Below are 26,844 nucleotides of genomic sequence, written 5' to 3'. Positions count from 1 at the left end.
TCTACTACGCCAAAGGAGAAGCGGCTCCTCGTTGCGCGGCCAGCACGGCAAGCTCCAGCTTGTTCAGCAGCAGACCGTATTCATTAGTAATCTCGAAGTTCGGCGGGAAAGTCAGTTTTTGAAAATACTTGCCCACCTGCTCCGGTCCCAGGAACCAATCGCCGGTTTCCGGCGGCTCCGGCTCGTGATCTCCCCATGCGGCGTGCAGCGGCGGGCTGTAGAGCGGCGTGGAGCCCGGCTTCAGCTTGCCGCCAAGCAACTTCTCTGCATAAAATCGTTCCGGCGGCTGATGCCGAATCGGCTGGAACAAGCCGGACGCGTAGTCCGCGCGAGATCCGGTATGCTTAACGGCCGCAGCGAAGTTACGCACGCCGTCCAATACGCGGGGAATGCCGAATAACATGGCGTAAAGTCTTTTGCCGAATTCGATTCGTTCATCCAGCGACTGAAAACGTTCCAGAATGAGCCCAGCGAGCTGCAGCTCTTCCCCTCTATTATCCATCCCGCAGCGATAAGGGAAAAACACCGCATTCATTTGCAGCAGCGACTGCAGGCCAAAGAACATCGTCCCCAGAACCCGCTCCTCGAAATAGGGATGGCGCGCGACCCGCTCGTCGATGTAATGCTGCTCGTTCACAATGAGCGCTGTCGACAACATGGCAGAGTCGCCGTCCCTCCAGAAATGACGCCAAACGGGCTCCATAAACGAAGATACGCCGAACGCCGGCAGCAGATGGAACAGACTGCGCCCCAGCCTGCGGCTCCATTCATACAGCAGAAGCTGTGGATAGGCATCGCCGAAGATCAGCCAATTGGCCCGCTCCAGGAACAGGTATACATCCTTTCGTTGTCGTTCGTTCAGCAGTCTAGGAAGCCATTCTCCCTGCAAATCGGTCATGTTCCAACCGCCGTTGCGCGATACCATATGTGCGAGCAGCGCCCAATGAAGCTCGGGCATACGAAAATATATATTACGATACCCCTCCGTGCGTGTCACATTATTCCGATTAAGCTCCTCAGTTTCTAACCGAATTCGCGCAATCAGCGCCTCTTCATCGTTCGACAAGACAACAGGCGGTCTAGGTGGATCACCGGGAGACGTCGACGCTTTGCCCCACGCCGCCATAAGCTTGGCAGTAGAAGAAGACGGCAGCGCAAGCGGCTCTGCTGATTCCAGCATCGATTGCGATGCCTGCATGGCATGCCACTTCCCGGTTGCATAAGCCCAAGCTGCTCCTGGCAGCGCCAGAATATGGCGAATCCAACTTATCAGCACAGCGCCGCTCCCTCCCGCTTTCCCTTCATGCCCATTTTTCACGCCCACTCCCTCCTATCACCGCAGCCAACTGCATTCCCTATTATCACCATTATCCACGAAGAATCGGCTCCCCATACACCGCACGCACCCGACGTCACGCCTCTTTCCAGCATCTCGTGCTTTCTCCGATGCCGATAATAACGGTATAATAAATACATATCCCTCTATGCAGGAGGTTTTTTTATGTGCGGAAGATATACGATTACAATCTCGCTCGAAGAGCTGATGTTGCGTTATATGATCGACGAGACTTCAGTTCCTTTCCACAGGCCCAAATATAACGTCGCCCCCGGTCAATTCATCTTCGCCGTTATTCACGACGGCAAGCGCAACCGGCTTGGCGAACTAAAGTGGGGTTTGATTCCTCCCTGGGCGGATGATGCAAAGATTGGATACATGATGATTAATGCTCGCGCGGAGACGGCAGCGGACAAACCGGCCTTTCGCGAGCCGCTTCAGCGGAAGCGCTGCATCATTCCGGCGGACAGCTTTTACGAGTGGCAGAAGGAAGACGGCGGCAAGCGCAAACAGCCCATGCGCATCCTGAAACGCGACCGCTCCGTCTTTAGCATCGCGGGACTTTACGAGACCTGGCTGTCTCCCAATGGAGAGAAGATCAGCAGCTGCACGATTCTGACGACGGAGCCTAACGATGTCGTCGCTCCCATACATGACCGGATGCCGGTCATTCTGCGACCCGAAAACGAAGCATTATGGCTGGATCGAAGCATGCAGGACAGCAAACGGTTAAAAACGTTATTCGTTCCTTATCCGGAGCGCGAGCTTGAAGCGTATCCTGTCGGCGCCGCTGTCGGCAACGTTCGTAATGACGATTCGTCGCTTATAGCGCCTAATAAAGTTGAGGGGCAGATGGAGTTGTGGTGAGCGTCGCTGGTGTCTGTTAGATTTTCAATCAGAAAAAAAAACGCCGACCTCACGGTCAGCGAAACATCCCCCACAGCTTCAGCAGATGGAAGGTGTTATTGGGATCGATCTTTTGCGCCAGTATAAACGCGACGATCCCATCCTCTTGCGCATCGGTCAGCTTCTCTTGCAGGATGACGGCGGCAGACTTGACTAACTTGCGCACCTTCGCCCGATCCTGCAAATCATATTTGGTCACATTACCAAGCAGCTGCCGTATCTTGTCCTTAACAACGGGGTTTTTCAGCTTGAGTTTCACGCGTTCAACCAATTGCGGCCGAATGCCGTAATTCTGATAACTCACAGCGGCAGACACCTCCATTCGGCAATCCAGTCTAGGGCGTGTCTGAATACTCCGAGGGGAGCAGATTTTGCCGTATGAAAGATGCCCCAGAGCGGGTTTTCAGACACGACCTAGTCGCTTAACTATATGCCGAAGGAGGAGAATAGTTGCCTAGTCCAGCTGTTCCCCTTGAAATAAACCTTCCCGACGCAAAATCTCCCACAGCCGGGCGTAAGACTCATTGCTCCAGAAATCATCCCGTTCGGTCAGCTCTCCCGCATCCTCCCGGGCTTGCTCCAACGTTTCGTAATCGGCCACCATGTCGGCGATGCGGAACTCCGGCAGACCGCTCTGTTTCGTCCCGAAGAAATCGCCTGGCCCGCGAAGCTCCAGATCGCGACGCGCGACCTCGAAGCCGTCGTTCGTCTCCGTCATGACCTTCATCCGCTCTCGTCCCGTCTCGGACTTTGGATCCGCGATCAAAATGCAATGCGACTGATGTTCGCCTCGTCCGACGCGTCCTCGCAGCTGATGGAGCTGGGACAAGCCGAATCGTTCGGCATCCATTATTATAATGAGTGTCGCATTGGGCACGTCAACGCCTACCTCCACGACAGTCGTAGCGACAAGCACCTGGCTGTCGTTCGCGGCGAACCGCGACATCGCTTCGTCCTTCTCCGCGGTGGAGAGCCTGCCATGCAGCAATCCGATGGTCAAATCCGGACAAGACTGCTGAATCTGCATATAGGTATCGATTGCGTTCTGCACATCCAGCTTCTCGGACTCCTCGATCAAGGGACAGATGACATAAGCTTGACGCCCCGCCGACGCTTCCTTGCGTATAAAACCCAGCACGCGGTCGAACGCGTCATGTTTCACCCAATAGGTTTTGATCGGCTTGCGTCCCTTCGGCATCTCCTTGATCGTGGAGACGTCCATGTCGCCGAATGCCGTAATGGCCAGCGTTCTCGGAATCGGCGTTGCCGTCATCGTCAGCACGTCGGGATTAATCCCCTTGCGCCGAAGCACGCTTCGCTGGTTCACTCCGAAGCGGTGCTGCTCGTCCGTCACGACAAGAGACAAACTCCGAAAAAACACGTCATCCTGAATGAGCGCGTGCGTGCCTACGACGACATCGATCAGTCCCATTTGCAAGCCTGCGAGCAAATCTCTCCGTTTCCGCTCGGTCAGGCTCCCTGTCAACAGTCCTACCTGGATGCCGGTACCCTCGTACAGACGGGCAAGCGACTTGGCATGCTGCTCCGCCAATATTTCGGTCGGAACCATCAACGCTCCTTGATGGCCTACGCGGACAGCGCCATACAACGCAATCGCAGCGACTACCGTCTTGCCCGAGCCAACATCGCCCTGGAGCAGCCGGTTCATCGCGTAATTGCGGCGCATGTCCGTCAGAATTTCATTGATGACCTTTTTCTGCGCATCTGTGAGGGCGAAGGGAAGCGTCGCAGCGAACTCCCGAATCGTCTCGCTGCCGATCGGCTGCGCCACGCCGTCCGCTCGTCCCCGATTTAGCCCACGGTAGGCCTGCAGCCTCAACTGGAACAGGAACAGCTCCTCGTATACCATGCGCCGCCTTGCTTCCTGGCCTCTACTCGCGTCGCCGGGATGATGGATGACCTCCACCGCCTCCGAACGTGACATGAAGCCGTAGCGCTCCATAAGCTCGTAAGGCAGCACCTCCTCGATCATGGGACCGTATTGAGTAAGAGCTGCAGCGATCATCTTGCGAATCCAGGCTTGCGTAATATTGCCGCCGACGTGGTAGACGGGCTGCAGCGAATCGGTTTTGGATGCCTTCGCCGAATCGGGAAATTCGGAATCGGCTACCGTTATCTGCAAGCGATGCTGCTCCCACTTGCCTGTCAGCATAATTTCTCTTCCCGGACGCAGTTGTTCTTGCATATACGTTCGGTTGAACCAGACGGCCGTAATCAACATGCCGCCCGATTCGATCTTGCAGGTGAGCCTCGACTTCGCCCGACCGTAGCGCTGCATGATTGGCGCGCCACGCACGATCCCCATAATCGTCGCTTTCTCGCCGCTCTTGACTTCAGCAAGTTCACGCACGCGGTAGTCCTCGTAACGGAACGGGAAGTAATTCAACAGATCGGATATCGTATGTATGCCAAAGGCGTGAAGCTCCCCCTCCTTGAGGGCGCTCACGCCTTTCAGCTGTCTAACGGATCGTTCATCTAATGTCAACATGGTTGTACTCACACCCTATGAATAAGTACGGCCGTCGTACCGGGACCGGCATGCGTGCCGATGACAGGCCCTACCGTCGCGTAACCGATTCGCTGCACGTTCAGCTCGGCTTTTACCCGATCGCCCAGCTCCTGGGCGGCCGCTTCGTTATCAGTCTTGAAAATCGTAAGCGCGACGGGATCAGAACCGTAGCCCTCCTTGACCATGTCGGCAATCCGGGCCATCGCCTTCTTCGTGCCGCGCACCTTGTCTACCGCATGGATGCCGCCCTCCGAATCCAACGACAGAATCGGCTTAATATTGAGAATCGAACCGATCAGCGCCGAGGCGCGACCGAGCCGCCCGCCCTTGTGCAGGTGATCCAGGCTGTCAACCAGGAAGTAGATCGTCAGATCGGCCCGCAGCCGCTGAACCTCCGCCAGAATGCTCTCCTTGTCGCTGCCTGCCAGAGCCATCTCCGCAGCGCGCACAACCAGCGTTCCGATGCCGTAAGAAGCGGACTTGGAATCGACGACCGTAATGTCCGCCTCCTGCTCCAGCATCGATTGCGCGATCGTGGCGGACTGATAAGTGCCGCTCAGGCACGCGGCCAGATGAATGGATATAATCGGCGAGTCCGGGTCCTCCTGAAGCAGCCGTTCGTATGCCTCGGAGAATTCCATAGGCGAAGGCTGGGACGTGGTAGGAAGAGTCTGCGCAAGCTTCAGCTTCGTGTAGAATTGATCCGCCGTAATCGTCACGGCATCCACATAAGTTTCTTCGCCGAACAGCACCTTGAGCGGCACCATCGTAATCCCGAGCTTCTTCCTAAGCTCCTCGGGTATATCCGCCGTGCTGTCGGTTACAATTCTTACATTGCCCATAGCAACCCCTCCACCGAATACTTAATCAATGTTATTCTACCGCGAACAAGTATGGATACAGCGGCTGCCCGCCGGGCTGTACTTCGATCTCCAGATCGGGATATTCCCCTTCCGCCCACTCGCATAACGTAGCGGTAAGCTCGGCTTCGGCTTCGGCTCCGGCTATGACGGTCAGCAGCTCTCCGCCGCCTTCCAGCATGCTGCCCAGCAATTGCTGGCACGCTGCAAGAAGGTCGCCATCGGAAACGACGATGGCCTTCTCCTTGATGCCTATATAATCGCCTTCCCGAATATCGACGCCATCGATGGAGGTGTCGCGAACGGACTTCGTCACCTGGCCGGAGACGACCGCCTCCGCCGCGCCTTTCATCCAGTCGCGATTGCGCTCCGGCCGTTGGTCTTCCTTAAACGCGAGCACGGCGGCAAGCCCTTGCGGGATTGTGCGTGTCGGAATGACGGTCACGTTGCTATTGGACAGCTCCGCGGCCTGCTCGGCGGCAAGAATGATATTGCCGTTGTTCGGAAGCAGGAATATATGGTCCGCGGCAAGCGCTTCGATCGCCTTAAGGAAGTCCTCCGTGCTGGGATTCATCGTCTGTCCGCCGGATAATACCGTATCCACGTCGCTCGCCAGAAACATTTCCGCTATGCCTTCTCCCATTGCAACGGCAATAATGCCGTACGGTGCGCGCTCGAACGCTTGCACGGGCGTGACTTCGCTCGCGGCTTGTCCCGACAGCAGCTCAGCCCCGGACAGATCCGCGGATCCGATCGAACCCGCGATGACGGCATCATGCTCGACGATATCGCGATGCTGCTCCCGCATGTTCAGAATATGGATATCGGTAAGCTCCCCGTAAGGAAGCGATAGATTAAAAACATCGCCCGGACGACGGGAATGGACATGAACTTTGATCACATCGTCATCTTCGATGACGAGAATGGAGTCTCCATCCTTCTCGAGCGCCTTTTTGTAAGCGGATTCATCAAAAAACATCATGGATTTACCACTGCGGGTACGATTGATAAAAAATTCCATGTCGTACAGAAATTCGATGTCCTCCGTTGCGAGACGCGCTTGAGCGGAGCTTGGTTCCGCTCTTCGTTCGCTCGGCTTCGGGACCGGCATCGGCACTTCCTCCGGCATTGCGGCTTCCGTCGCGACATACATTGGATCCATGTCATGACCCGACTCCAGATCGGTCAAATAACGGACGAATCCTTCGTAGATGTATACGAGACCTTGACCGCCGGAGTCCACAACGCCGACCTGCTTAAGAACGGGCAGCTGATCCGGAGTCCGCTGCAATGCCTCATCCGCTCTGCGATGCAGCTCTCTGATCAAGTCGGGCACTTCGCTGTTGCGTCTGGCGTATTGAACCGCATGTTTTGCGCCTTCCTTGGCTACTGTCAGAATCGTGCCCTCTACCGGTTTTACAACGGCCTTGTACGCCATATCTACGCCGTATTGAAGAGCTGCAGCCAAATCCGCAGCCGTTGCTTCTTTCAAAGTCGCAAGCGATTTCGCGAAGCCCCGGAACAACTGGGACAGAATTACGCCGGAATTGCCGCGCGCGCCCATCAGCAAGCCCTTCGACAGCGCCTCCGCCGCTTTGCCGATGTCTTCGGACGGTCTGGATCGCAGCTCTCTGACCCCGGAGCTCATCGTCAAATTCATATTCGTGCCGGTGTCGCCGTCAGGCACAGGAAATACGTTTAATGCGTTTACGCGTTCCGCGTTGTGCTGCAATAGCTCCGCTCCGAGCAATGCCATTCCGGCAAGATCCGATCCGTTAATAGAGCGCTTACCCAATGAAAATTCCCCTTCCCGCTACCTGGATACCCTTACGTCTTGTACAAATATATGGACTTCATTTACCTGTAAGCCAATGACATTATTCAGGACGTACTTCACCTTGGATTGAATGTTGTGCGCCACTTCGGAAATCTTCGTTCCGTAGCTTACGATAATATGGAGGTCGATATGCAGTCCGTCGTTCTCGCGCCGCACTTCCACGCCGCGGGACATATTCTCCCGTCCAAGCAACTCCGCGATCCCGTCTTTGAGACCTTTGCGCGAAGCCATTCCTACAAGTCCATAACAATCCATAGCCGCCGAGCCGGCCAAAACGGCAATGCAATGATCGGTAACATGAACGGAACCTAGTTCGGTGCTTAGCTGCAGTGACATGGAAATTCACTCCTTACTGTTATCTATTATGGACTAAGAACCATTGTACTATAAACAAACGTGATATTGAAGTCCGTACAACAATTCCCCCATGAACCTATAAATTTGGCTTGAACGGAATGGAAGTTTATGATACGATATTCGAGTGTGTTTAATAAGAGTGGTCTCTCGAAGTTGATTTTGTCTCTGGCAAAATGTTAAGGAGGTGTAGTCATGTCCCGCAAATGTTATCTCACTGGCAAATCGCCGCGTCAAGGCAATAACGTTTCCCACGCGAACAACAAGACACGTCGTTCTTGGGGCGTCAATGTGCAGAAGGTGCGCATTCTTGTAGACGGCAAGCCTAAGCGCGTTTATGTCAGCGCTCGCGCGTTGAAATCCGGTAAAGTTACTCGCGTATAATCATGGCTCACGCCATAGACAAAAGCACCTGAGCGCTCAGGTGCTTTTATTTTTCGCTTTCCCCTCATATCTTGGTTGAATGGACCAGGCTGCGCGCTGCATCGGCATTAACTTTTTTGGAACGTATTCAGAATCGCCTTGACAAATCCGCCCAGAAATTTCGGCAGTTTTATTGTATAGAATTTCATGCCTCATCCCTCCTCAGACACGCTCATGAAATTGATCCGTGACCTATCCCGCGCTCATGTAACCATCCTATGCGAATATTCCATGTCCTATTCCAACCGAAGCCTGGCAATCGCCGCAAACGCAAGCAACCGCTCCCGATAGAACGGGAGCGGTTATTTGTCGTGTCGGCCGATTAAGCCGGGATGGGGTTGTCCTTGATGTACACATACATGGCGTAACATAACGCTGCGAGAAAGTAGAATACGATGGCAAGCACAATAAAGGCTACTCGCAAGCCGACCGTCTCGAACCGACGAAAAAAACGGATGCCGATATAAAGCGCCAGCAAGGAAAAAACGTATTTGATCAGATCGGGAATATTCGCGAACAAAGCAAGCGAAACGCCGGCCAAAAACGAATACAAGATGACCCAGAAACTCGTACGTACAGAATCCTTCAACCTTGTCCCTCCCTAGCGCAGCGCCGCGATTGCGGCAGCGCGGTCTTGCTGGGCGAATACGGCGTTGCCGGCCACCAGCACGTTCGCGCCAGCCTCGCGCACGAGCGGAGCCGTCTCCGCGTTAATGCCGCCGTCTACTTGCACATGTACGCCTTCGAGTCCTCGCTCCGTGAGCATCGATTTCACTTGGCGCAGCTTAACGAGAGAATACGGAATGAATGATTGGCCGCCGAAGCCCGGATTTACCGTCATAATAAGCACCAGATCCAGGTCGTGAATGACAGGCTCCAGAACGGAGACAGGAGTGCCGGGATTAAGAGCGACGCCCGCAGGCAGTCCTTTCTCCTTAATGGAGTGAACGGTACGGTGCAGATGCTTACAGGTCTCCGCATGAACCGTGATGCGATCGGCCCCGGCAGCGATGTAATCGTGGAGCGACAGCTCCGGCCGTTCGATCATGAGATGGACATCGAACGGCAGCGTAGTGGCGGAGCGCACTGCGGCGATGACGGGCGGTCCGAACGTCAGGTTCGGTACGAAGTGCCCGTCCATCACATCCACGTGAATCCAATCCCCGCCGGCCGCCTCTGCAGCCGCGATCTCCTCGCCGAGCCTCGAGAAATCAGCCGATAAAATGGAAGGAGCGATAATCGTCATGTTCGTTAGTACCTCCGTTTAATATCTTTCATTTCCTCCAGAAACAACAAGTAGTTATCGTAACGACTCCGCTCGATGTCTCCATCCTCCAGCGCCGACAGCACCGCGCAGCCCGGTTCGTGGACATGCGTGCAGCCCCGGAACTTGCAAGAAGGGGACAGCTCTCGCATCTCCACGAAACAGTAGCCAAGATCCTCGATGCCAAGCTCGCCGAAGTCAAGCTGGCTAAAGCCCGGCGTATCCGCGACGTAACCGCCGCCGATGTCTACAAGCTCCACATGGCGAGTTGTATGTTTGCCGCGCCCCAACCGATTGCTTATTTCGTTGGTTTCCAGCGTCAGACCCGGCACGATCGCGTTAAGGAGCGAAGATTTGCCAACTCCGGATTGCCCTGCGAACACGGCAAGATGTCCCCGGAGTCTTGCTTGCAGCTCCTCGATGCCGGAATGCTTGCGGGAGCTTGTCCCGAACACCTCGTAGCCCAGCTTTCGATAGATGCGCTGAACGGAAGAAGCCGCTTCCGCGGCCTCCTCCGTCATTTCTCCCTCGGCTTCCAGATCCCGCTTGCTCAGGCACAAGACCGCCGGGATGCCGGCATGCTCGATATGAACGAGAAACTTATCCAGTAATTGAAGGTTAAGCACAGGCTCCGTCACGGAAAAGACGAGGATGGCTACATCGATGTTGGCCACGGGCGGACGTATGAGCTCGGAGGAACGCTCGCGCAGCTCCGTGACCGTTCCTTCGCCGTTTTCCGTCAAGACGTAGGCAACGCGGTCTCCGACCAGCGGGCTGAGGCCGCGTTTCTTGAACACGCCTCTCGCCCTGCATTGCACGGTGTCTCCGGAGTCGTTCTCGTCGTCCTTCACGTAATAGTAGCCGCTTAACGCTTTGACGATTCTGCCTTCTCGACTGTCGCCGGCTACAACGGGCTCCCTATTGTCCTCCGGCGTTTTCTTCGCCTTCCGTTCCATTTTCGCCATTGCTGTTATCTACCTCCGCTTGCACTTCCTGATCGTCTCCCGGAGCTTCCGGTTGCGGCGGCTCCGTTGCTTCCGAGCCTGGTATGTTCAGGTTCGGCGAATCGTTGCCTGTTCCGATTTCGTCGTAGTGGATTTCCACCGTATCCATGAATTGATTGTCGCGCATGACCGTCACTCGCGCTACCGTGTCGGGCGACAGAATAACGGTTACGGGAATATCGACGGTACTGTTGATCGTCCGTTTGACGCCTTCGATATTCTCGCCCGTAGCGTCGGAATACATGATTTTCACTTCGCTTGATTTGCCCGATTGCGCAGGGGATATCCGAACGTTGAACTGGTACGTTTTGGAATCCGCCGGCGGCCCGGAGCTGACGCGCAAAACGATCTTGGTCCCTTTCGGAACTTGATCGCCGGGATTGTAGTTTTCTACTTTGATGACATGATCTTTCTCATGCAAATAACTAGCCTCGTAGATGGTATCGGACTCTTCGAATACAAGCTCCTTGGATTTCAGCCAGCTTCTGGCGTCCTTGAGGCGCATATCGGCAAGATCCTCCATTAGCACCGTCTCTCGGCCCATGCTAACGACGAACGACACCTCTGCCGTTTCGGGATTGAGTTCCGCGCCCTCATCCGGCGTTTGCTCCAGAATCGTGCCGGCCTCTTCCTCGCTGTGTTCTTCCGTCACCTTGATGCGGTCTTCCGTAATGCCCAAGGCGATCAGCTCATCCTTGGCGGCCTGCAGCTTTTGGCCGACGTAGGATTTCAGCGTCTTTAACTCGGGCCCGTCGCTAATCGTCAGTTCGATAAATGAATTTTTTTTGACTGAAATGTTTTTCTTGGATTGTTCGATTACCACGTCCTTCGGAACATCCTTATTGAATTCCCGTAAAGGAGGTTCCTTGACCCTAAGTCCCTTCTCGGCAATCATCGCACGGGCTTCCAATTCCGTCTTCCCGATAACATAAGGCACTTCAGCCTCGCCGGGGTCCAACTGGCCCAGCACCCATCGGAAGCCCAGGAGCAGCAACGCGAGGAGCAGCAAAGTAATGCCCACCACCAGCAAAGGTTTCTTCCAGCCTTTCGGCCGTTTCTCCTCCTCCTGCCAATTCACGCTCGTCGTATCGCTGACGGTCGCCTTGGACTCGCTGCGCACGGCCGTATCCGACGACGCCGCAGCTACGCTTCCGCGAATGGCAGGCATAACCCGCGTCTCCTCCAGATCATGATTGACCGTAAACTCGGCGCGCGGCTCGTTTAGACGATCCGGCCGCAGGCAGGTATCAAGATCAAGGAACATCTCGTGGGCGGAGCTGTAACGTTCTGCCGGGTTTTTGCGCATCGACTTCAAAATAACATTCTCTACGCTCTGGGGAATGTGCGGGTTGACGACGCGCGGCTCCTCGAACGGCTCCTGAAGATGCTTGAGCGCTACGCTGATTGGACTTTCTCCAAAAAACGGCAGCTTGGCCGTCAGCATCTGATACAAAACGATCCCCAGGGAATACAGATCGGACTTCTCGCCGGTATTAATGCCCTTGGCATGCTCGGGAGAGAAATAATGGACCGATCCGATAACGGAACCCGTTTGCGTAATGGTCGACGAGGTCACCGCGCGGGCGATGCCGAAGTCCGTTACCTTGACTCTGCCGTTGTTCCCGATAAGTATATTATGAGGCTTGATGTCTCTATGGATAATATGATTTTGATGCGCATGATCCAGCGCGTCGCAGATCTGCATGGCGATGCGCACCGCTTCGTCCGTCTGGAGCGGCGCTCTCTCCTGAATAATCTCGTTCAGATTGCTTCCTTCGATATACTCCATGACGATGTAGTGGATATCGTCTTCCTGACCTACATCGTAGATGCTGACAACATTCGGGTGCGATAATGCCGCAGCCGACTGCGCCTCGCGGCGAAACCGGCGAATGAATTCTTCATCGCCCACGAATTGCTGCCTCAGTACTTTAACCGCGACATAGCGGTTGAGCAACACGTCGTGCGCTTTGTATACCAGCGCCATGCCGCCCCCGCCGACGCGGGTTATGATTTCGTAACGTCCTGCCAAATCATGTCCGATCATGCACTCGCTCCTCTCGCTTCGCCAGTGCGCTGCTCTTGCAGAAGCACGACCGTAATATTGTCGTCTCCTCCGCCCTCAAGCGCCAGCTGAATGAGATGATCCGCCTTCGCTTCCAGTTCCTGCGATGGATCCGCCACCACCTCGGCGATCTGCCCCTCACTGACCATGTTCGTCAAGCCGTCGCTGCATAGCAGCAGCACGTCTTCCGGATACCATTCGATCGACTGGACGTCGATCTCCACCTCGGGATCGGTGCCGATTGCCCTTGTCAGCACATTACGGCGCGGATGATGAACGGCTTCCTCGGCGCTCAGTTGACCAGACTTCACGAGCTCATTCACTAACGAATGATCCATCGTGAGCTGCTCCATGCCGTTCCCTCCTATACGATAAGCGCGGCTGTCCCCTACATGGCCGATGACGGCCGTACCCGGCAACATCAAGACTGCAACGACCGTAGTTCCCATATTATGATATCGTTCGTTGCGCGATGCCATCGCATAGATCGTCTCGTTTGCCTCCGCAATCGCCTGGCGAATCAGCATCTTGCCCTCCGCTGCGGATAGGGACGCCTTGTCCGCATGCTGCTCGAAGGCGCCGCGGAACGTATCGACGGCCGTCTGGCTGGCCACATCGCCGGCTTGATGACCGCCCATCCCGTCTGCCACCATGGCAATCGCGATGTCGCCGCCGAGCGCGCCTACCCAGCACTGGTCTTCGTTCACCTGGCGCACTCGTCCGATATTACTAAGAGTTGCCGTTAACAACGCTCATCACCTCGTCGTAGACTCCATATGTTTGGCACGCAGCTGTCCGCATGCCGCCGCAATGTCATGTCCCTGCTCCCGTCTGATCGTCACGTTGATGCCGTTGCGGTCCAGAATACGCTGGAATTCGAAAATATCCTCGCGCGGCGTCCGGACGTAATTGCGTTCGGGGACGTGATTAACCGGGATAAGATTAACGTGACAGAGCAGATCCTTTAGCACGTCGGCAAGCTCTTGCGCATGCTCCGCCTGATCGTTAACGCCTCCAATCAAAGCGTATTCGAACGTAATCCGGCGACCGGTCTTCGCGATGTAATAGCGGCATGCCTCCATAACGTCTTCGAACGGAAAGCGGCGGTTGACCGGCATCAGCTTAGAGCGCAGCTTGTCGTTAGGCGCATGGATGGACAGCGCGAGATTGATCTGCGTATTCTCATCTGCGAACTTGTACATGCTTGGCACGATGCCGCTTGTCGATACGGTAATATGTCGCTGACCGATGTTGAGCCCTTTCTCATGAATCATGAGGCGCAGAAACGTCATCGTTGCTTCGTAGTTCTCGAAAGGCTCGCCGGAGCCCATAATCACGATGCTGGAGACGCGCTCGCCCGTAGCGTCCAGCATCTGCTGGGCCGTGACGACCTGAGCCACGATCTCGCCAGCGGTTAAGTTGCGCTTAAGTCCGCCGAGCGTAGAGGCGCAGAACGTACAACCGATCCGGCAGCCGACCTGCGTGGTCACGCAAATGCTGTTGCCATAGTTGTGACGCATAATAACCGTCTCGATCGCATGAGCGTCATGCAGTCCAAACAGAAATTTAACCGTGCCGTCCTTGGACTCGAACTTCGTAATTTCGGTAAGCGTAATAAACTGGAACTCAGCTTCCAGCTTCTCGCGCAGCGGCTTCGGCAGGTTGGACATCTCCTCAAAGCTCTTGACGCGCTTTACATAGATCCAATCGAACAGCTGATCGCCGCGGAAAGCGGGCTCGCCGTTCTCCTTCATCCAATCCTTTAAGTCTTCCAGCGTATAGTCATAAATAATGGGTTTCATCTTCATCACACCTGTATCTGCAAAGTAGACGGCACTAATTTTCGGGAGCTCCGATTCCCGGCCTGTCGCCGTCGTCGATTTATTTTACCACAAACGCCCAAGCCAAGCCATCAACGGACTCTCGACATGCGCGCGATAAAGAAGCCGTCGCTTCCGTAATGCTGCGGCAGCAACTGCAGCTGCCCCTCGAAGGAGCCCTCAATGAGTCCCGCTTCGCGAAACGTCGCGAGCAGCTCCTCCGGCCATTCGGGATCCAATTGGAATTCGGCATGGTCTTTCAGAAACGCGGCGACTTGCTCCTCGTTCTCCGCCCGCTCCATCGTGCAAGTGCTGTAGACGAGCGTGCCGCCCGGCTTGACCAGGCCGCAGACAGACTCCAGCAGCTTGCGCTGCACGGCGCAAATCTCCGCGATGTCGCCTTCGGTCTTCGTCCACTTGATCTCCGGCTTGCGCCGGATGACGCCGAAGCCCGAACATGGCGCGTCCAGCAGCACCGCGTCCATGGATTCCGGAGCGAAACGCTCGCCGAGCGTCGAGGCGTCGCCGGTGATGGCTTCGACGTTGCGAAGCTTGAGCCGCTCCGTCTGCTGTACGATCAGCTCGCGCTTGTGCGCATGCAGATCATTGGCCCATATCTTGCCCTTGCCTTCCATCAGCTCCGCCAGATGCGCGCTCTTGCCTCCTGGCGCAGCGCAACAATCCAGCACCTTCATGCCCGCACGGGGATTTACCACCTCGGCGACTAACATGGAGCTCTCGTCCTGAAGCGACCAGCGTCCCGATAGGAAGCCGGCCATTTCTGCCAGATGGCCCCCGGATTCCACGACTATGCCGGCCGGCGCAAGCGCGGAAGGTTTCGCTTCCAGTCCCGCTTCGCCTAGCTCTGCCAGAAGCTCTTCCCGGCTTCCTTGCAACGGGTTGACGCGGATGCTTGCATGCGGAGAACGATTGCCCGCTTCGCAGATGCTCTCGGCAACTTCGTATCCGTACGCGTCCGCCCAGCGGCGGACGAGCCACTCCGGATAGGAATGGCGCAGCGCGATCGTCGCGATGGGATCGTCCAGTTTAATGCGGGACGGCGTCAGCTCGGAGCGGCCGCGATCCATGCTTCGCAGCACGCCGTTTACCATGCCGGATATGCCTGCATGGCCTCGGCGCTTTGCGATTGAGACGGCTTCGTTAACCGCCGCGTGGGGCGGAATGCGATCCAGATAAAGCAGCTGATAGGCGCTCAGTCTCAAAAGCTGATGCACCCAGTGCTGTAGCTTGGCTACCCCCTTGGCGACGAACTTGTCAAGCCAATGATCCAGCGTCGCCTGCCGCCCTATCGTGCCGTAGACCAGCTCCGTCGCAAGCGCGGCATCAGGCCTCGACAGCTCGGAGTCCTGCAGAGCTCGCTTAAGCTGCAGATTGCTGTACGCGCCGCTTCCAGCGACTTTGGTGAGTATATCCAGGGCAATCTCGCGAGGCGTGACCTGACGGCGAGAAGCGGGAGCAGCGCCGGTTCGGCCGGCATGGCTTCGCGTTTGCGCTTGTGCCCCGCGCTGTCCGCCCGGCTTGCCCGTCTTGGCGTCTTGACCGCCTTTGGGGCGGCCGCCTGCGCTGCCTGCGCTCCTTGCGGCCGATTTGCCGGTTCCGGTCGGCTGCGCGCGCCGATCACCTTCTCTGCCGCTCATAACGAGCCTCCTTCGTCGCCGAATACCGTCCCGGGCTCAAGCCGCGCGCCTTTCAGCCACTCTGCTGCGTTCATCGCGCGTTTGCCGGCGGGCTGGATCTCCGTGAGAAGCAGCTTGCCTTCGCCGGCTGCCACGACAATTCCGTCCGGTCCTGCCTCAACGACCGTTCCAGGCTGGGCAGAGACGCCGGAGGCGGCATGTTTGCCGGAGGCAACCTCGCAAGCCCGCACCTTAAACACTTCTCCTCCAAGGAAGGTGAACGCGCCGGCCATCGGCGACAGCCCTCTCACTTGATTGAACAGCTCTCGGGCGGAACGGCTCCAATCCATACGTTCGTCGTCTCGCGTCAGATTGGGGGCGTAGGTCGCTTCCGCGTCGTTCTGCGGCACGGCCTTCGCCGTCCCGTCGATGATCGACGGCAGCGTCTCGCCGAGGAGCTTCGCGCCGGCTTGGCTAAGCTTCTCGAACATCGTGCCCGACGTGTCCTCATCCGTTATCGGCAGCTCCACCACGCTGATCATGTCTCCGGTATCCAGACCTTCGGCCATGTACATAATCGTTACGCCGGTCGAACTCTCTCCATTTATGATAGAACGCTGAATCGGTGCGCCGCCGCGATACTTGGGCAGCAGCGAGCCATGCACATTAATGCAGCCAAGACGCGGAATGTCCAGTACCGCCTTGGGCAAAATTTGACCGTAGGCGGCCGTCACGATGAGCTCCGGAGCCAGCTCCCGGATGACTTCCACGGCTTCCGGGCTGCGCATCCGCTCCGGCTGCAGCACCGGCAGCCCAAGCTCAAGCGCCGCTTCCTTGACGGGGGGCGGCGTCAACGTTTTTTTGCGACCCTTGGGACGATCCGGCTGGGTAACGACAGCCGCGATGTCGTAACCGCCGTCCACGAGCAAACGCAGAGAAGGGACGGCGAAGTCCGGCGTCCCCATAAATACAATACGCATCAATTATTCGCCGCCTTTTCTCGGTCTATCGGAAATATCATAGACGCTCTCGGCGAGATCCGTAAACAGTACGCCGTTCAGGTGGTCGATCTCATGCTGGAACGCGCGCGCGAAGTAACCGGAAGCATTGACCGTGATGGACTCCCCGTCGCTGTTCTGTCCTTGTACGACTATCCGTTCGGCGCGGCGGACTTCCCCGTTCAGGTTCGGAATGCTGAGGCAGCCTTCGGGACCAAGCTGCTCCCCCTCCTGCTCGACGATGACGGGATTAACCATCTCGACAAGTCCGTTCTCGTCTCCCACATCCACGACGATGACCCGCTTGGAGATGCCGATCTGCGGCGCGGCAAGACCGACGCCTTCGGCGTCGTACATCGTCTCGGCCATGTCCTTGAGCAGTTTCTTTAGGTTTGGGTTGAACTTCGTCACTTCCTTCGCGACCTCGCGCAATACCGGGTCCGGGTCCTTTACGATTAATCTGATGCCCATTTCATATCATCCTTTTCTAATCCTATAGTCTCTATCATTGCCTATATAATGACTTGCGGGTCTACATCGACGCTGAACAGGACCCTCCGCTGCGGCGGCGCCTCCTCGAAGGAAGCTAGCGCTCTTCGTATAAGGGCGGAGACGTCGATGCTTCCCCGATATTTTACCACACATTGAAAACGGTAGCGATCTTTCATTCTCGGAATGGAAGAGGCGACCGGACCCAGCACCTCAAGCGCTCTGGGCAAACCCGACGCGAGCGGCACGAGAAGCCCCTCATGCTCGGCAAGACCGCGCAATTCGGCCGCGAAAGCTTCGCTGGTCGATGAGAGCAGCGCGAGCTGCTCGTGCGACATTGTAACCAGCACGAGCCGGCAATACGGCGGGTAAGCCATGACCGCCCGGTGGCGGAGCTCCTCCCGCAGGAAGGCGTCATAATCATGCTTCTGCGCCGTTGTGATGGCATAATGCTCAGGCGCGTAGCTCTGGACGATGACCTCGCCCTTCAGCTCATGCCGCCCGGCCCGGCCCGCCACCTGCGTCAACAGTTGGAACGTGCGTTCTGCGGCGCGGAAATCGGGCAGATGCAGCGAAGTGTCGGCCGCGATAACGCCTACTAACGTTACATACGGGAAATCCAGTCCCTTGGCCACCATCTGCGTCCCAAGCAGCACATCCGCCTTGCGTTCGCCGAACTGGCCCAGCAATTTTTCGTGTGCGTGCTTCTCCGATGTCGTATCCACGTCCATCCTAATGACCCTGATGCCGGGAAACAGCTTGGCCAGCTCTTCCTCCACGCGCTGTGTCCCCGTGCCAAAATAACGGATATGCTCGCTCTCGCAGGAAGGGCATTTCGATGGCGCTCCCTCTGCGTGACCGCAATAATGGCAGCGCAATACCCTCGACTTTTGATGATACGTTAGAGAGATGTCGCAATGCGGACAGGTCGAAGTAAAGCCGCAGGAGCGGCACATCACGAACGTCGAATAACCTCTCCGGTTAAGCAGCAGCACCGACTGCTCTCCCCGCTCCAGCCGCTCGAGCAGCGCCGCGTGGAGCGGCCGGCTGAACATCGACCGATTGCCGTCCCTGAGTTCCTCGCGCATATCGACGACCGAAACTTCAGGCATCGGCCTGCCCCCGACGCGGTCGGGCATGGGAAGCAGCGAAGGCGGCCCGCCGGTTCCCCCACCTGCAGCTATTGCCCCTGCACGTCCCGCTCCGCGGCTGGCGGCCGCGTACGATTCCAGCGAAGGCGTGGCCGAGCCCAGCACGACGGCGGCCCCATGCTGCCGGGCTCTGCGCACGGCGACATCTCTCGCATGGTATTTCGGGCTCTCCTCTTGCTTATAGGACGACTCGTGCTCCTCGTCGATAATGATCAATCCGATTCGCTCGAACGGCGCGAATATCGCGGAACGGGCGCCGATGGCAACTTCCGCGCGGCCGCTGCGGATTTTGCGCCATTCGTCGAACCGCTCGCCGCTCGACAGACGGCTGTGCAGCACTGCGACGGCGTCGCCGAACCGGCTCTTAAATCGCTCTACCATCTGGGGCGTCAACGAAATTTCCGGTACGAGCACGATCGCCTGGCGTTCTTGCGAGAGACAAAGCTGAATGCTCTGCAGGTAAACCTCCGTCTTGCCGCTGCCCGTCACGCCGTGCAGCAGCATGGTGTGAGCCTCCCCCGCTTCCAATGCGGCGGAGATAGCGCCGAAAACCTCCTGTTGTCCCTCCGTCAGCGGCAGCGGTGATGTTCTCGCGAATGACCGATGAGCGTAAGGATCCCGCTCCCTCTCGACCTCTCGCAGCGCAAGCACTCCCTTGTCCGCCAATGCTTTCACGCTCGCCGGCGTCACTCCTGCCTGAGCGACAAGCGCCTGCAAAGCGATCGGACCCCCGTGCTCCAGCATAAATGCCAAAGCGTCGCGCTGCTTCGCCGCACGCTTCGGAATGTCCGAGAGCGCCGCAGCGGCGTCTTCGGGCGTAGCCTCCAGAAATACCGTCAGCACTTTGCGCACGGACAGACGGTCCTTGATAAGCGATTGCTGGACAAGAGCGCCGCTCCTCAGCGCCTCCTTTACGACTCGGGTGTGCTGAGGGAACTTCGTCAGCAGCGTCTCCAGCTTCACTTTGCCCGACGCGTCATCCAGCCAATCCGCAAGCTCGGAAGGAAGGCCGTCTCCGGCATCCTCATCCTGAGACCAGCCGACAAACCGCTCTTCCTTGCCTTTTAGCGCAGCGGGGATCATCGCCTGGAGAGCTTGCGTCCATGAGCAGCAATACTTCTCGCTAAGCCAACGCGACAGATCAATCATGTCCGGCAGCAGCGGAGGGAGCGCGTCTAGCAGCTCGGCGACGGGCTTAAGACGGGAACGGTCGACCTCGGTCTCGTCCGCAATCGCGATAACGAAGCCCTGGAGCACCCTTCCGCCAAATGGTACGCCGACCCGGCTGCCGACTTCAATCCATTCCGCCATCCCGTCCGGCACGGAATAATCAAAAGGCCGATCCGTCTGGCGGCTCGGCACATCGACAATGACTCTGGCGATCATGAGGCGGAACCTCCGCCTGACGCTTTCATGCGGCGTACGACGACATCCATTATGCGAGCGGCGGTCTCTCTTTTGGATAATAAAGGAACATCCTCCACAAGTCCTTCCGGACCGTAGATTCGCACGGCGTTCGTATCCACGTTGAAGCCCGCGTCTTCGGAGCTGACATCATTTGCGACGATCAGATCGCATTTCTTGCGATTGAGCTTATCCAGCGCATAAGTTTCAAGATTCCCCGTCTCTGCCGCGAATCCTACCAGCAGCTGATGGCGCTTCCGCTCGCCCAGCGTCTGCAGAATATCGGTCGTCCGTTCCAGCTCAAGCACGAGACGCTCTCCCGTCTTCTTAAGCTTATGCTCATAGGTATGCACAGGACGGTAATCCGCTACCGCGGCTGCTTTGATAACGATATCCATCTCATCGTACAAGTTAAGCACCGTCTCCAGCATCTCTCCCGCGGATTCCGCGCGGACGAGCCGGACGCCACCCGGCGGCGATGCCGTCGTTCTGCCTGCTACGACCGTCACTTCGGCGCCAAGAAGCGCTGCCGCTTCGGCAAGCGCAAAACCCATTTTGCCCGAAGAATCATTGGTCAGATATCGTACGGGATCCAGACGTTCGATCGTGCCGCCAGCCGTCACCAGCACCTTTTTGCCGTTGAGAGTCTTGCCTCTGGCGAACCAAGCCTGAACGGCCGCGACGATATCCTCCGGCTCCGCGAGTCTTCCCTTCGCTACGTATCCGCAGGCAAGCTGTCCCGTTCCCGGTTCTACGAACATCGCGCCTCTTTCGGCAAGCAATTCCATATTGATTACGACGGCGGGATGCTCATACATATGTACATTCATGGCCGGCGCTATCACAATCGGACAGGTCGCGGCTAGCAGCGTCGTGCTGAGCATGTCGTCCGCATGGCCGCCTGCCAGCTTCGCGATGACATTCGCCGTCGCCGGCGCGACAATGATCAGATCGGCGTGATCAGCCAGATGGATATGGGAAACAACGGATGGATCGCGTTCGTCAAATGTATCGATATGTACGACATGGCGCGAGAGAGTCTGCAGCGTCAGCGGCGTAATAAATTTCGTCGCGGATTCCGTCATAATGACGTGCACCTCCGCGCCCGCCTGCACCAGCTTGCTGCATAATGCCGCTCCCTTGTAAGCGGCGATGCCGCCCGTAATGCCGAGCACTATTCTTTTTCCTTGCAACATGATGCCACTCCTATTCCAAGCGTCAGCCGCGCTTCTTTGGCGCGGCTGATGCGTTGCTATATATCGTCTATTACCATTCCAACCGTTCGCGCAAATTCGTAATATGAGCCAAATGATGACGACCATGCCAGGCAACGAATCCCAGGAAGTACGACAGCTTCATTTGCATGCCCCGCTCGGGATGGTAAAACTCCTTCTCAAAATGCTCCCTATCCATCGAACGCAATAGCAGCGACCAACGGGCGTATAGTCCGTCAATAATAGTCAAGCTGACTTCAGGCGGCGCTTTCAACACATCCGGCAGCTGGGACCAGGGAGCTTCTTCGAATGGTTTGATGGTAGGATTGTTCTCTGTCAGCGCCAGCTTGAAGCGTGTAAAGCAATTCATGCCTGCGTCCGCGAGATGATGGGTCACTTGGCGAACCGTCCACCCTCCCGTTCGGTAGGGGGTGTCAAGCTGCCCGTCGTCCAGTCCGTCCAGAGCGGCCCGCAGTTGCCCCGGCAAAGCTTCGACCTCGGCAATCCACTTGTCTCGCTGTGCATTATTCATGCCTTCGAATAGATAACGTCCGATTGGATAACGCAATTGCTCCATGCAAATCCCTCCCAAGTATATGCTTTCAAGCGCCGTCCTCTGACGGCATCAGCCGAAGTCTCGGCCCGACAATTGCGTGCGGCCGCAAGCGGCGAGTCATTCTCCTATCATAACATATCGTAATGCAAAAAATATCGGGCAAGATGAAGTTGCACACGAACAAACCTACGGTTGCTTTAACCCTTCGCCCTGCTGCTTCGCATGCCAGCTTGAAGTTCCAGTTCGCCGGCTTCCCCCGCTTTGAGCAGGTTCTGATATTTTTCCGTTTCCTTGCCATACAACGCAATTTTACCCTCGTCGTTGTAATGCACGCCCCAGCCGAATTTCTTGGGCAGCATCGACGCTCTCATGCAAGGATGGCTTTTCGCCAGCAGCGCCGCACGTTCTTCTTCGAGCTCGACCTCGGATAATGTCCCGAGCAGCGCTTTATGACGAATATGTACCTCGAATAGCTGTTCTTCAAACGTATAACAGTAGGGATTTTCCGATAACAGCTCATATTGAATGAGATGCGCCGACTTCTCGGCCCGCCTTTGAGGCGGGATCACGCCTGTCTCGGCAGGACAGTCGTCCGAGACGCGCACAAGCATGTTGGTCCAATGACGTTCCATCGTTTGCAACCGCCCTTCTTCGATAGGTAGTTCAAAAAGTCCGCTTCCCATTACGAAGTAATCCTAGTAGCTTACTCGACGTCGAATATTGAATTCAGCCGAACCTTCCGTTGCTCACGTAGCTTCCACTACGCTCCGCTACTCAGTTTCTAGCTTCATTCAATCTTCTTGGTACTGAAAACCGAACTTTTTGAACTTGTATTTCAATGGAAATATAATATTACAGCCGCTTCCAGCTACAAAAAAAGGAGAGCTCCAGTCGCGAGGTCTCTCCTTCCGTTGAAAAGTATTTAATTAGTCTTCCTTCGTCGCGACTTTCTCCACTTGAATGATGTCTCCGTAAATTTCTTCGAGAGCGACGCCAACGAATTTGTGGGAACGCGGACTCAACAATTCCGACTTCTCGCCGTTGCGCAGCATGCGTGCTCTTCTGGAAGCGGCTACGACCAGCGTATATTTGCTGTCGACCTTTTTGACCATTTCGTCAATGGATGGATATAACATGGCTGATTCTCCTCACTCAAGCTTTCTCGATTGCAGTTTTCATACCCGACACATATGGTAAAAATCGATCTCTGCGGCAATGCTCCGCAATGATAATGCTACGAATACGGTCGCAGGCGGCGTCAATCTCGTCGTTAATGACGGCATAATCATAATGCTGCAGCAAACTCATCTCCTCCACGGCCACGTTCATCCGCGTGTTGATGATATCCTGCGTTTCCGTGCCCCGTCCGGTAATGCGCTGCTTTAGCTCGTCCAAGGATGGAGGCAGCAAAAAAATAAAAATGGCTTCCGGGAACTTGTCTTTCACTTTCAGCGCGCCCTGAACCTCGATCTCGAGAATGACGTCCTTGCCGCCGGCAAGCGTCTTGTCTACGAAATCGCGCGGCGTGCCGTAATAATTGCCTACGTATTCCGCATGTTCCAAAAGCGCGTCGCGCGCAATCATATCCTGGAACTGCTCTCGCGTCTTAAAGAAATAGTTGATACCGTCAACCTCGCCCTGTCTGGGCCGCCTCGTTGTTGCCGACACGGAATACACGATCTCCGGCATTCTGCTCCGCAGCGCGGTACATACCGTGCCCTTCCCCACTCCGGCAGGACCGGACAAAACTATTAACAATCCCATTTGTTCCATAGCTCCCCGTAACTATTCGTCGTTATCGTCATCCTTGGTGGATAAGCGATGCGCAACCGTTTCCGGCTGAACCGCTGATAAAATAACATGATCGCTGTCCGTAATAATGACCGCGCGCGTCCGACGACCGTATGTGGCGTCAATCAACATATGCCTGTCGCGAGCCTCTTGAATGATCCGTTTGATCGGCGCCGACTCCGGACTAACAATGGAAATAATGCGATTTGCGGATACAATGTTGCCGAATCCGATATTAATGAGCTTAATAGCCAAGCCAGGTCCCCCTCCGCGCTTACGATCATCCCATGCGCACTTAGCGCTGCAATCTTAAAATGAACAGAATCATTGCTTTATTATTGACAAAAAAAGGATGGAGCATACGTTTCCATTGCGCTGTTCCAACTGTACGCCCTATTTTAATTGATTTTCGCCGCGCGAACAAGCAGAAAATAGCCGCGCGGCGTAAATAACATGAGGATTAGCTAAGTTGCTTCGTATTCTGCCAAACATATTCCGTCAATTGCACGGCCATATCGTAGAACATAAACGGCGTTATGAGATAAATGCCATTAAAGTGAGGGAGCACCGCATCGAGCAGCTCCTTCGCGATCCGAACGCCTTCCGCGCGGCCTGCCTCGCCTTCCAATCCGGCCATTCGGCTCCGCACCTCGTCGGACAGCTGAATGCCCGGCACTTCATTATGAAGATATTCGGCATTTCTTCCGTTGGCAAGCGGCATAATGCCGATGAATACCGGCACTTCCAGATGTTTAGTGGATTCAGCGATACGCGCGATCAGTTCGGGATCATAAACCGGCTGCGTCATGATGTAATCGGCTCCGGAAGCAATCTTGCGTTCCAGGCGCTGCACAGCCTTGTCTAGATGTTTGACGTTCGGGTTGAACGCCGCCCCTACAACGAACTTCGCACGCTGCTTCAGCGGCTTGCCGGAGAAAGCAATGCCGTCGTTCAACTGCTTGATCATACGGATCATCTCGAACGAAGTCAGGTCGTACACGGAGCTGGAATCCGGCAAGTCGCCGAATCGCGCCGGATCACCCGTCACGGCCAGAACATGGTCGATGCCAAGCGCATCCAGACCCATCATGTGGGACTGCGTTCCGATCAGGTTGCGATCGCGGCAAGCGATATGAACGAGCGGGCGAATGTCCACGCGTTCCTTGAGCAGAGCGGCCAGCGCCAGATTGCTCATGCGCGTAACGGCGAGCGAGTTGTCCGCCATCGTAATCGCGTCCGCTTTAATCTCTTTAAGAGCCGCTGCCCCCGTCATAAACTTGCTGATATCGAGATCGCGAGGCGGGTCCAGCTCTACGATGACCGTGTGGCGCTGCTTTACAAGATCCACGATGTTGGGAGTCTCATCCCTATCCCCCTCGCCGGTGCCTCCCGCAAGAGTTTCCGTGACGGATATTGCCGCTGACTCTGCCTGATTCGCGCCAGGCGCCGCAGGCACGTATCCGGCAAGAGCCGCGGCCATTGCGGCTACATGCTCGGGCGTTGTTCCGCAGCATCCGCCGATAATGCGGGCGCCGCGATCTGCGAAGCGCTTCGCGCTCTCCGCAAAATATTCCGGTCCGGCCGAATACGCATATTTACCATCGACGTAGTCGGGTATTCCGGCATTCGGATAGACCGACATGGGCAAATTCTCAGGTCTCTCGCCGATGGAATCGATGGCGCGCATAATGCCGTTCGGGCCGCTGCGGCAGTTAAAGCCGATCACATCGGCTCCCATCTCCTTAAGCTCGCGGAATGCATCGGACAGCGCGACGCCATCCAGCGTTCGCCCGACGTCCTCGACCGCGAATTGGCAGATGACCGCGACATCGGTAAGCTTGCGGGCAATCGACATGGCTAGCTTCATCTCCGCAAGGTCGTAGAAGGTCTCCAGAAGCAATCCGTCGACTCCCTCTTCGAGCAGCGCCTTCATCTGTTGCTCGTAGGCATCCGCGACGAGAGAAGTCCGCAAGTTCTTTAGCTTGCCGTCCCGGATGGAGCCGACTGCGCCTACGACATAGGCATCCGGACCAACCGCGGCCCGCGCGATTCGGACGCCGGCACGGTTGATCGCTTCCATCTCGCTCTCCAATCCGTACTTCGACAGCTTGACGGAGTTCGCGGAAAACGTGTTCGTCTCGATAACGCGTGCGCCAGCTTCGTAATACTGGCGGTGTACGTTCTCAATGACATCCGGCTTCAATACGTTGAATTCCTCATAGGAAACGCCAACCGGAAACCCCATCTGGTACAGATAGGTTCCTATCGCCCCGTCCCCGGTCAGGATGCGCTCTGCGAGCGCCTCTCTCAGACTAAGTTTTGCTGCCAACGCGCCGCTCATCGGGACACCTCCAAGGACCCGCGGAATACTTCCGCGGCAGGTCCGGTCATATAAACGTGATTGTCGGCTTCGTTCCACTCGATAAACAAATCGCCGCCTTTGAGAGATATCGTAGCGGTACGGTCTGTCGCGTCCGTGAGCACGGATGCGACGAGAGTCGCGCAAGCGCCGGTGCCGCAAGCAAGCGTCGGACCCGCGCCGCGTTCCCAGACGCGCATGTCGGCTTGCGAACGGGAATTAACCGTTACGAATTCCACGTTGATCTTGCGGGGGAACATCGGATGTTTTTCCAGCTTCGGTCCCCAGGTATCCAGGTCGAAGTTCGCGGCGTCGTCCACATAGATAACGCAATGCGGATTGCCCATAGATACCGCCGTAAACGAGAACGTCCGGCCGTCCACTTCGATGGGATGTTCGATAACACGCTCCGCATCGATTGTCGTCGGCACTTTAAGCCCTTCCAAAATCGGCTCGCCCATATCGACGCGCACGCTTACCGCTTTGCCGCCCTCTACTGCTAGCTGAACCTTCTGCACGCCGGCGCCCAACGTCTCGACCGTAATTTCTTCGCGGTTCGTCAATCCGTTATCGTAGACGTACTTCGCCACGCAGCGAATCGCGTTGCCGCATTGCTCCGCTTCCGAACCGTCGGAGTTGATGATGCGCATGCGGAAGTCCGCCTTCTCGGAAGGAAGAATATAGACAAGACCGTCGGCGCCTATGCCGAAGAACCGATCGCAGACGTCAAGCGCCAGCTCGGACGCATTGTCCGGCAGCTGACGCTCGCCGTCTACTATTATAAAGTCGTTGCCCAAGCCATGCATTTTCGTGAAATTCATCTATCGTTCTCTCCCTTGCAACAGC

The 26,844-nt window shown here is 56.4% G+C and carries 27 protein-coding genes; 2 read left to right on the top strand and 25 right to left on the bottom strand.

Annotated features, from left to right (window positions below; genetic code table 11):
* Window positions 1-4: 4 nt before the first annotated feature.
* Window positions 5-1,318: a DUF2515 domain-containing protein gene (locus tag H7F31_RS18575; RefSeq protein WP_261800042.1), complete on the bottom strand. Its 1,314-nt coding sequence runs from the start codon at window positions 1,316-1,318 to the stop codon at window positions 5-7.
* 183 nt (window positions 1,319-1,501) lie between these two features.
* On the opposite strand from H7F31_RS18575, the gene H7F31_RS18570 reads away from it, so the two are divergent.
* Entirely contained in the window at window positions 1,502-2,203 is a 702-nt protein-coding gene (locus H7F31_RS18570) for an SOS response-associated peptidase (RefSeq protein ID WP_187099998.1), read from the top strand.
* 55 nt (window positions 2,204-2,258) lie between these two features.
* On the opposite strand, the gene H7F31_RS18565 is transcribed toward H7F31_RS18570, so the two are convergent.
* From H7F31_RS18565 to H7F31_RS18545, 5 genes are all read right to left on the bottom strand, one after another.
* Window positions 2,259-2,546: a stage VI sporulation protein F gene (locus H7F31_RS18565; protein ID WP_087567790.1), complete on the bottom strand. Its 288-nt coding sequence runs from the start codon at window positions 2,544-2,546 to the stop codon at window positions 2,259-2,261.
* A 150-nt stretch (window positions 2,547-2,696) separates the two neighbouring features.
* On the bottom strand, window positions 2,697-4,751 hold the full coding sequence (recG, locus tag H7F31_RS18560) for an ATP-dependent DNA helicase RecG (protein WP_187099997.1): 2,055 nt from the start codon (window positions 4,749-4,751) through the stop codon (window positions 2,697-2,699).
* 8 nt (window positions 4,752-4,759) lie between these two features.
* Window positions 4,760-5,614 (bottom strand): DegV family protein, encoded by an 855-nt coding sequence (locus H7F31_RS18555; RefSeq protein ID WP_187099996.1) that lies wholly within the window; start codon window positions 5,612-5,614, stop codon window positions 4,760-4,762.
* 31 nt (window positions 5,615-5,645) lie between these two features.
* On the bottom strand, window positions 5,646-7,388 hold the full coding sequence (locus tag H7F31_RS18550; RefSeq protein ID WP_187105422.1) for a DAK2 domain-containing protein: 1,743 nt from the start codon (window positions 7,386-7,388) through the stop codon (window positions 5,646-5,648).
* Between the two features lie 57 nt (window positions 7,389-7,445).
* A complete protein-coding gene (locus H7F31_RS18545; protein ID WP_087567787.1) occupies window positions 7,446-7,805 on the bottom strand; it encodes an Asp23/Gls24 family envelope stress response protein in 360 nt (119 codons plus the stop codon).
* A 213-nt stretch (window positions 7,806-8,018) separates the two neighbouring features.
* Between H7F31_RS18545 and rpmB the strand changes: the two genes are divergently transcribed.
* Window positions 8,019-8,207 (top strand): 50S ribosomal protein L28, encoded by a 189-nt coding sequence (gene rpmB, locus H7F31_RS18540; protein ID WP_068683988.1) that lies wholly within the window; start codon window positions 8,019-8,021, stop codon window positions 8,205-8,207.
* Between the two features lie 107 nt (window positions 8,208-8,314).
* Here the strand turns inward: rpmB and spoVM are convergent, their stop codons facing one another.
* The 19 genes from spoVM to dapF form a co-directional block, all read right to left on the bottom strand.
* Window positions 8,315-8,395 carry a stage V sporulation protein SpoVM gene (gene spoVM, locus H7F31_RS18535; protein WP_040711006.1) on the bottom strand — a complete coding sequence of 27 codons (81 nt, stop codon included), beginning with the start codon at window positions 8,393-8,395 and terminating at the stop codon, window positions 8,315-8,317.
* A gap of 173 nt (window positions 8,396-8,568) precedes the next feature.
* Entirely contained in the window at window positions 8,569-8,835 is a 267-nt protein-coding gene (locus H7F31_RS18530; protein WP_246608618.1) for a hypothetical protein, read from the bottom strand.
* A gap of 12 nt (window positions 8,836-8,847) precedes the next feature.
* A complete protein-coding gene (rpe, locus tag H7F31_RS18525; RefSeq protein WP_187099995.1) occupies window positions 8,848-9,492 on the bottom strand; it encodes a ribulose-phosphate 3-epimerase in 645 nt (214 codons plus the stop codon).
* 5 nt (window positions 9,493-9,497) lie between these two features.
* Complete coding sequence (rsgA, locus tag H7F31_RS18520) at window positions 9,498-10,466, bottom strand: ribosome small subunit-dependent GTPase A (protein ID WP_108991663.1); 969 nt, start codon at window positions 10,464-10,466, stop codon at window positions 9,498-9,500.
* On the bottom strand, window positions 10,429-12,561 hold the full coding sequence (gene pknB, locus H7F31_RS18515; protein ID WP_187099994.1) for a Stk1 family PASTA domain-containing Ser/Thr kinase: 2,133 nt from the start codon (window positions 12,559-12,561) through the stop codon (window positions 10,429-10,431). The genes rsgA and pknB overlap by 38 nt, the downstream gene beginning before the upstream one ends.
* The gene (locus H7F31_RS18510; RefSeq protein ID WP_187099993.1) at window positions 12,558-13,328 is read right to left on the bottom strand and encodes a Stp1/IreP family PP2C-type Ser/Thr phosphatase; all 771 of its coding nucleotides are present in this window, start codon (window positions 13,326-13,328) and stop codon (window positions 12,558-12,560) included. The genes pknB and H7F31_RS18510 overlap by 4 nt, the downstream gene beginning before the upstream one ends.
* 6 nt (window positions 13,329-13,334) lie before the next feature.
* Window positions 13,335-14,381 carry a dual-specificity RNA methyltransferase RlmN gene (gene rlmN, locus H7F31_RS18505; RefSeq protein ID WP_187099992.1) on the bottom strand — a complete coding sequence of 349 codons (1,047 nt, stop codon included), beginning with the start codon at window positions 14,379-14,381 and terminating at the stop codon, window positions 13,335-13,337.
* 110 nt (window positions 14,382-14,491) lie between these two features.
* Window positions 14,492-16,057, bottom strand: coding sequence for a 16S rRNA (cytosine(967)-C(5))-methyltransferase RsmB (rsmB, locus tag H7F31_RS18500; protein WP_187099991.1), 1,566 nt, complete (start codon window positions 16,055-16,057; stop codon window positions 14,492-14,494).
* The gene (gene fmt, locus H7F31_RS18495) at window positions 16,054-17,016 is read right to left on the bottom strand and encodes a methionyl-tRNA formyltransferase (RefSeq protein ID WP_187099990.1); all 963 of its coding nucleotides are present in this window, start codon (window positions 17,014-17,016) and stop codon (window positions 16,054-16,056) included. The genes rsmB and fmt overlap by 4 nt, the downstream gene beginning before the upstream one ends.
* Before the next feature lie 3 nt (window positions 17,017-17,019).
* Entirely contained in the window at window positions 17,020-17,505 is a 486-nt protein-coding gene (gene def / locus H7F31_RS18490) for a peptide deformylase (protein ID WP_187099989.1), read from the bottom strand.
* Window positions 17,506-17,546: 41 nt separating this feature from the next.
* Window positions 17,547-20,060 carry a primosomal protein N' gene (gene priA / locus H7F31_RS18485; protein ID WP_187099988.1) on the bottom strand — a complete coding sequence of 838 codons (2,514 nt, stop codon included), beginning with the start codon at window positions 20,058-20,060 and terminating at the stop codon, window positions 17,547-17,549.
* On the bottom strand, window positions 20,057-21,274 hold the full coding sequence (gene coaBC, locus H7F31_RS18480) for a bifunctional phosphopantothenoylcysteine decarboxylase/phosphopantothenate--cysteine ligase CoaBC (protein ID WP_187099987.1): 1,218 nt from the start codon (window positions 21,272-21,274) through the stop codon (window positions 20,057-20,059). The genes priA and coaBC overlap by 4 nt, the downstream gene beginning before the upstream one ends.
* Before the next feature lie 70 nt (window positions 21,275-21,344).
* On the bottom strand, window positions 21,345-21,869 hold the full coding sequence (locus H7F31_RS18475) for a YfiT family bacillithiol transferase (RefSeq protein WP_187099986.1): 525 nt from the start codon (window positions 21,867-21,869) through the stop codon (window positions 21,345-21,347).
* 176 nt (window positions 21,870-22,045) lie between these two features.
* On the bottom strand, window positions 22,046-22,480 hold the full coding sequence (locus H7F31_RS18470) for a DUF6157 family protein (protein ID WP_187099985.1): 435 nt from the start codon (window positions 22,478-22,480) through the stop codon (window positions 22,046-22,048).
* A 294-nt stretch (window positions 22,481-22,774) separates the two neighbouring features.
* Entirely contained in the window at window positions 22,775-22,984 is a 210-nt protein-coding gene (gene rpoZ, locus H7F31_RS18465; RefSeq protein ID WP_087567776.1) for a DNA-directed RNA polymerase subunit omega, read from the bottom strand.
* A 16-nt stretch (window positions 22,985-23,000) separates the two neighbouring features.
* Entirely contained in the window at window positions 23,001-23,612 is a 612-nt protein-coding gene (gene gmk, locus H7F31_RS18460) for a guanylate kinase (RefSeq protein ID WP_187099984.1), read from the bottom strand.
* 21 nt (window positions 23,613-23,633) lie between these two features.
* On the bottom strand, window positions 23,634-23,894 hold the full coding sequence (remA, locus tag H7F31_RS18455) for an extracellular matrix/biofilm regulator RemA (RefSeq protein WP_005548256.1): 261 nt from the start codon (window positions 23,892-23,894) through the stop codon (window positions 23,634-23,636).
* 205 nt (window positions 23,895-24,099) lie between these two features.
* Window positions 24,100-25,980, bottom strand: coding sequence for a bifunctional homocysteine S-methyltransferase/methylenetetrahydrofolate reductase (locus tag H7F31_RS18450; RefSeq protein WP_187099982.1), 1,881 nt, complete (start codon window positions 25,978-25,980; stop codon window positions 24,100-24,102).
* Complete coding sequence (gene dapF / locus H7F31_RS18445; RefSeq protein ID WP_187099980.1) at window positions 25,977-26,819, bottom strand: diaminopimelate epimerase; 843 nt, start codon at window positions 26,817-26,819, stop codon at window positions 25,977-25,979. Before dapF ends, H7F31_RS18450 begins: the two co-directional genes overlap by 4 nt.
* Window positions 26,820-26,844 lie beyond the last annotated feature (25 nt).

The sequence above is a fragment of the Paenibacillus sp. PAMC21692 genome, assembly GCF_014303795.1.
GTDB lineage: Bacteria > Bacillota > Bacilli > Paenibacillales > Paenibacillaceae > Pristimantibacillus > Pristimantibacillus agaridevorans.
Note: the sequence above shows the minus strand (reverse complement) of the source record. Positions and strands in the feature narration are given on the sequence as shown.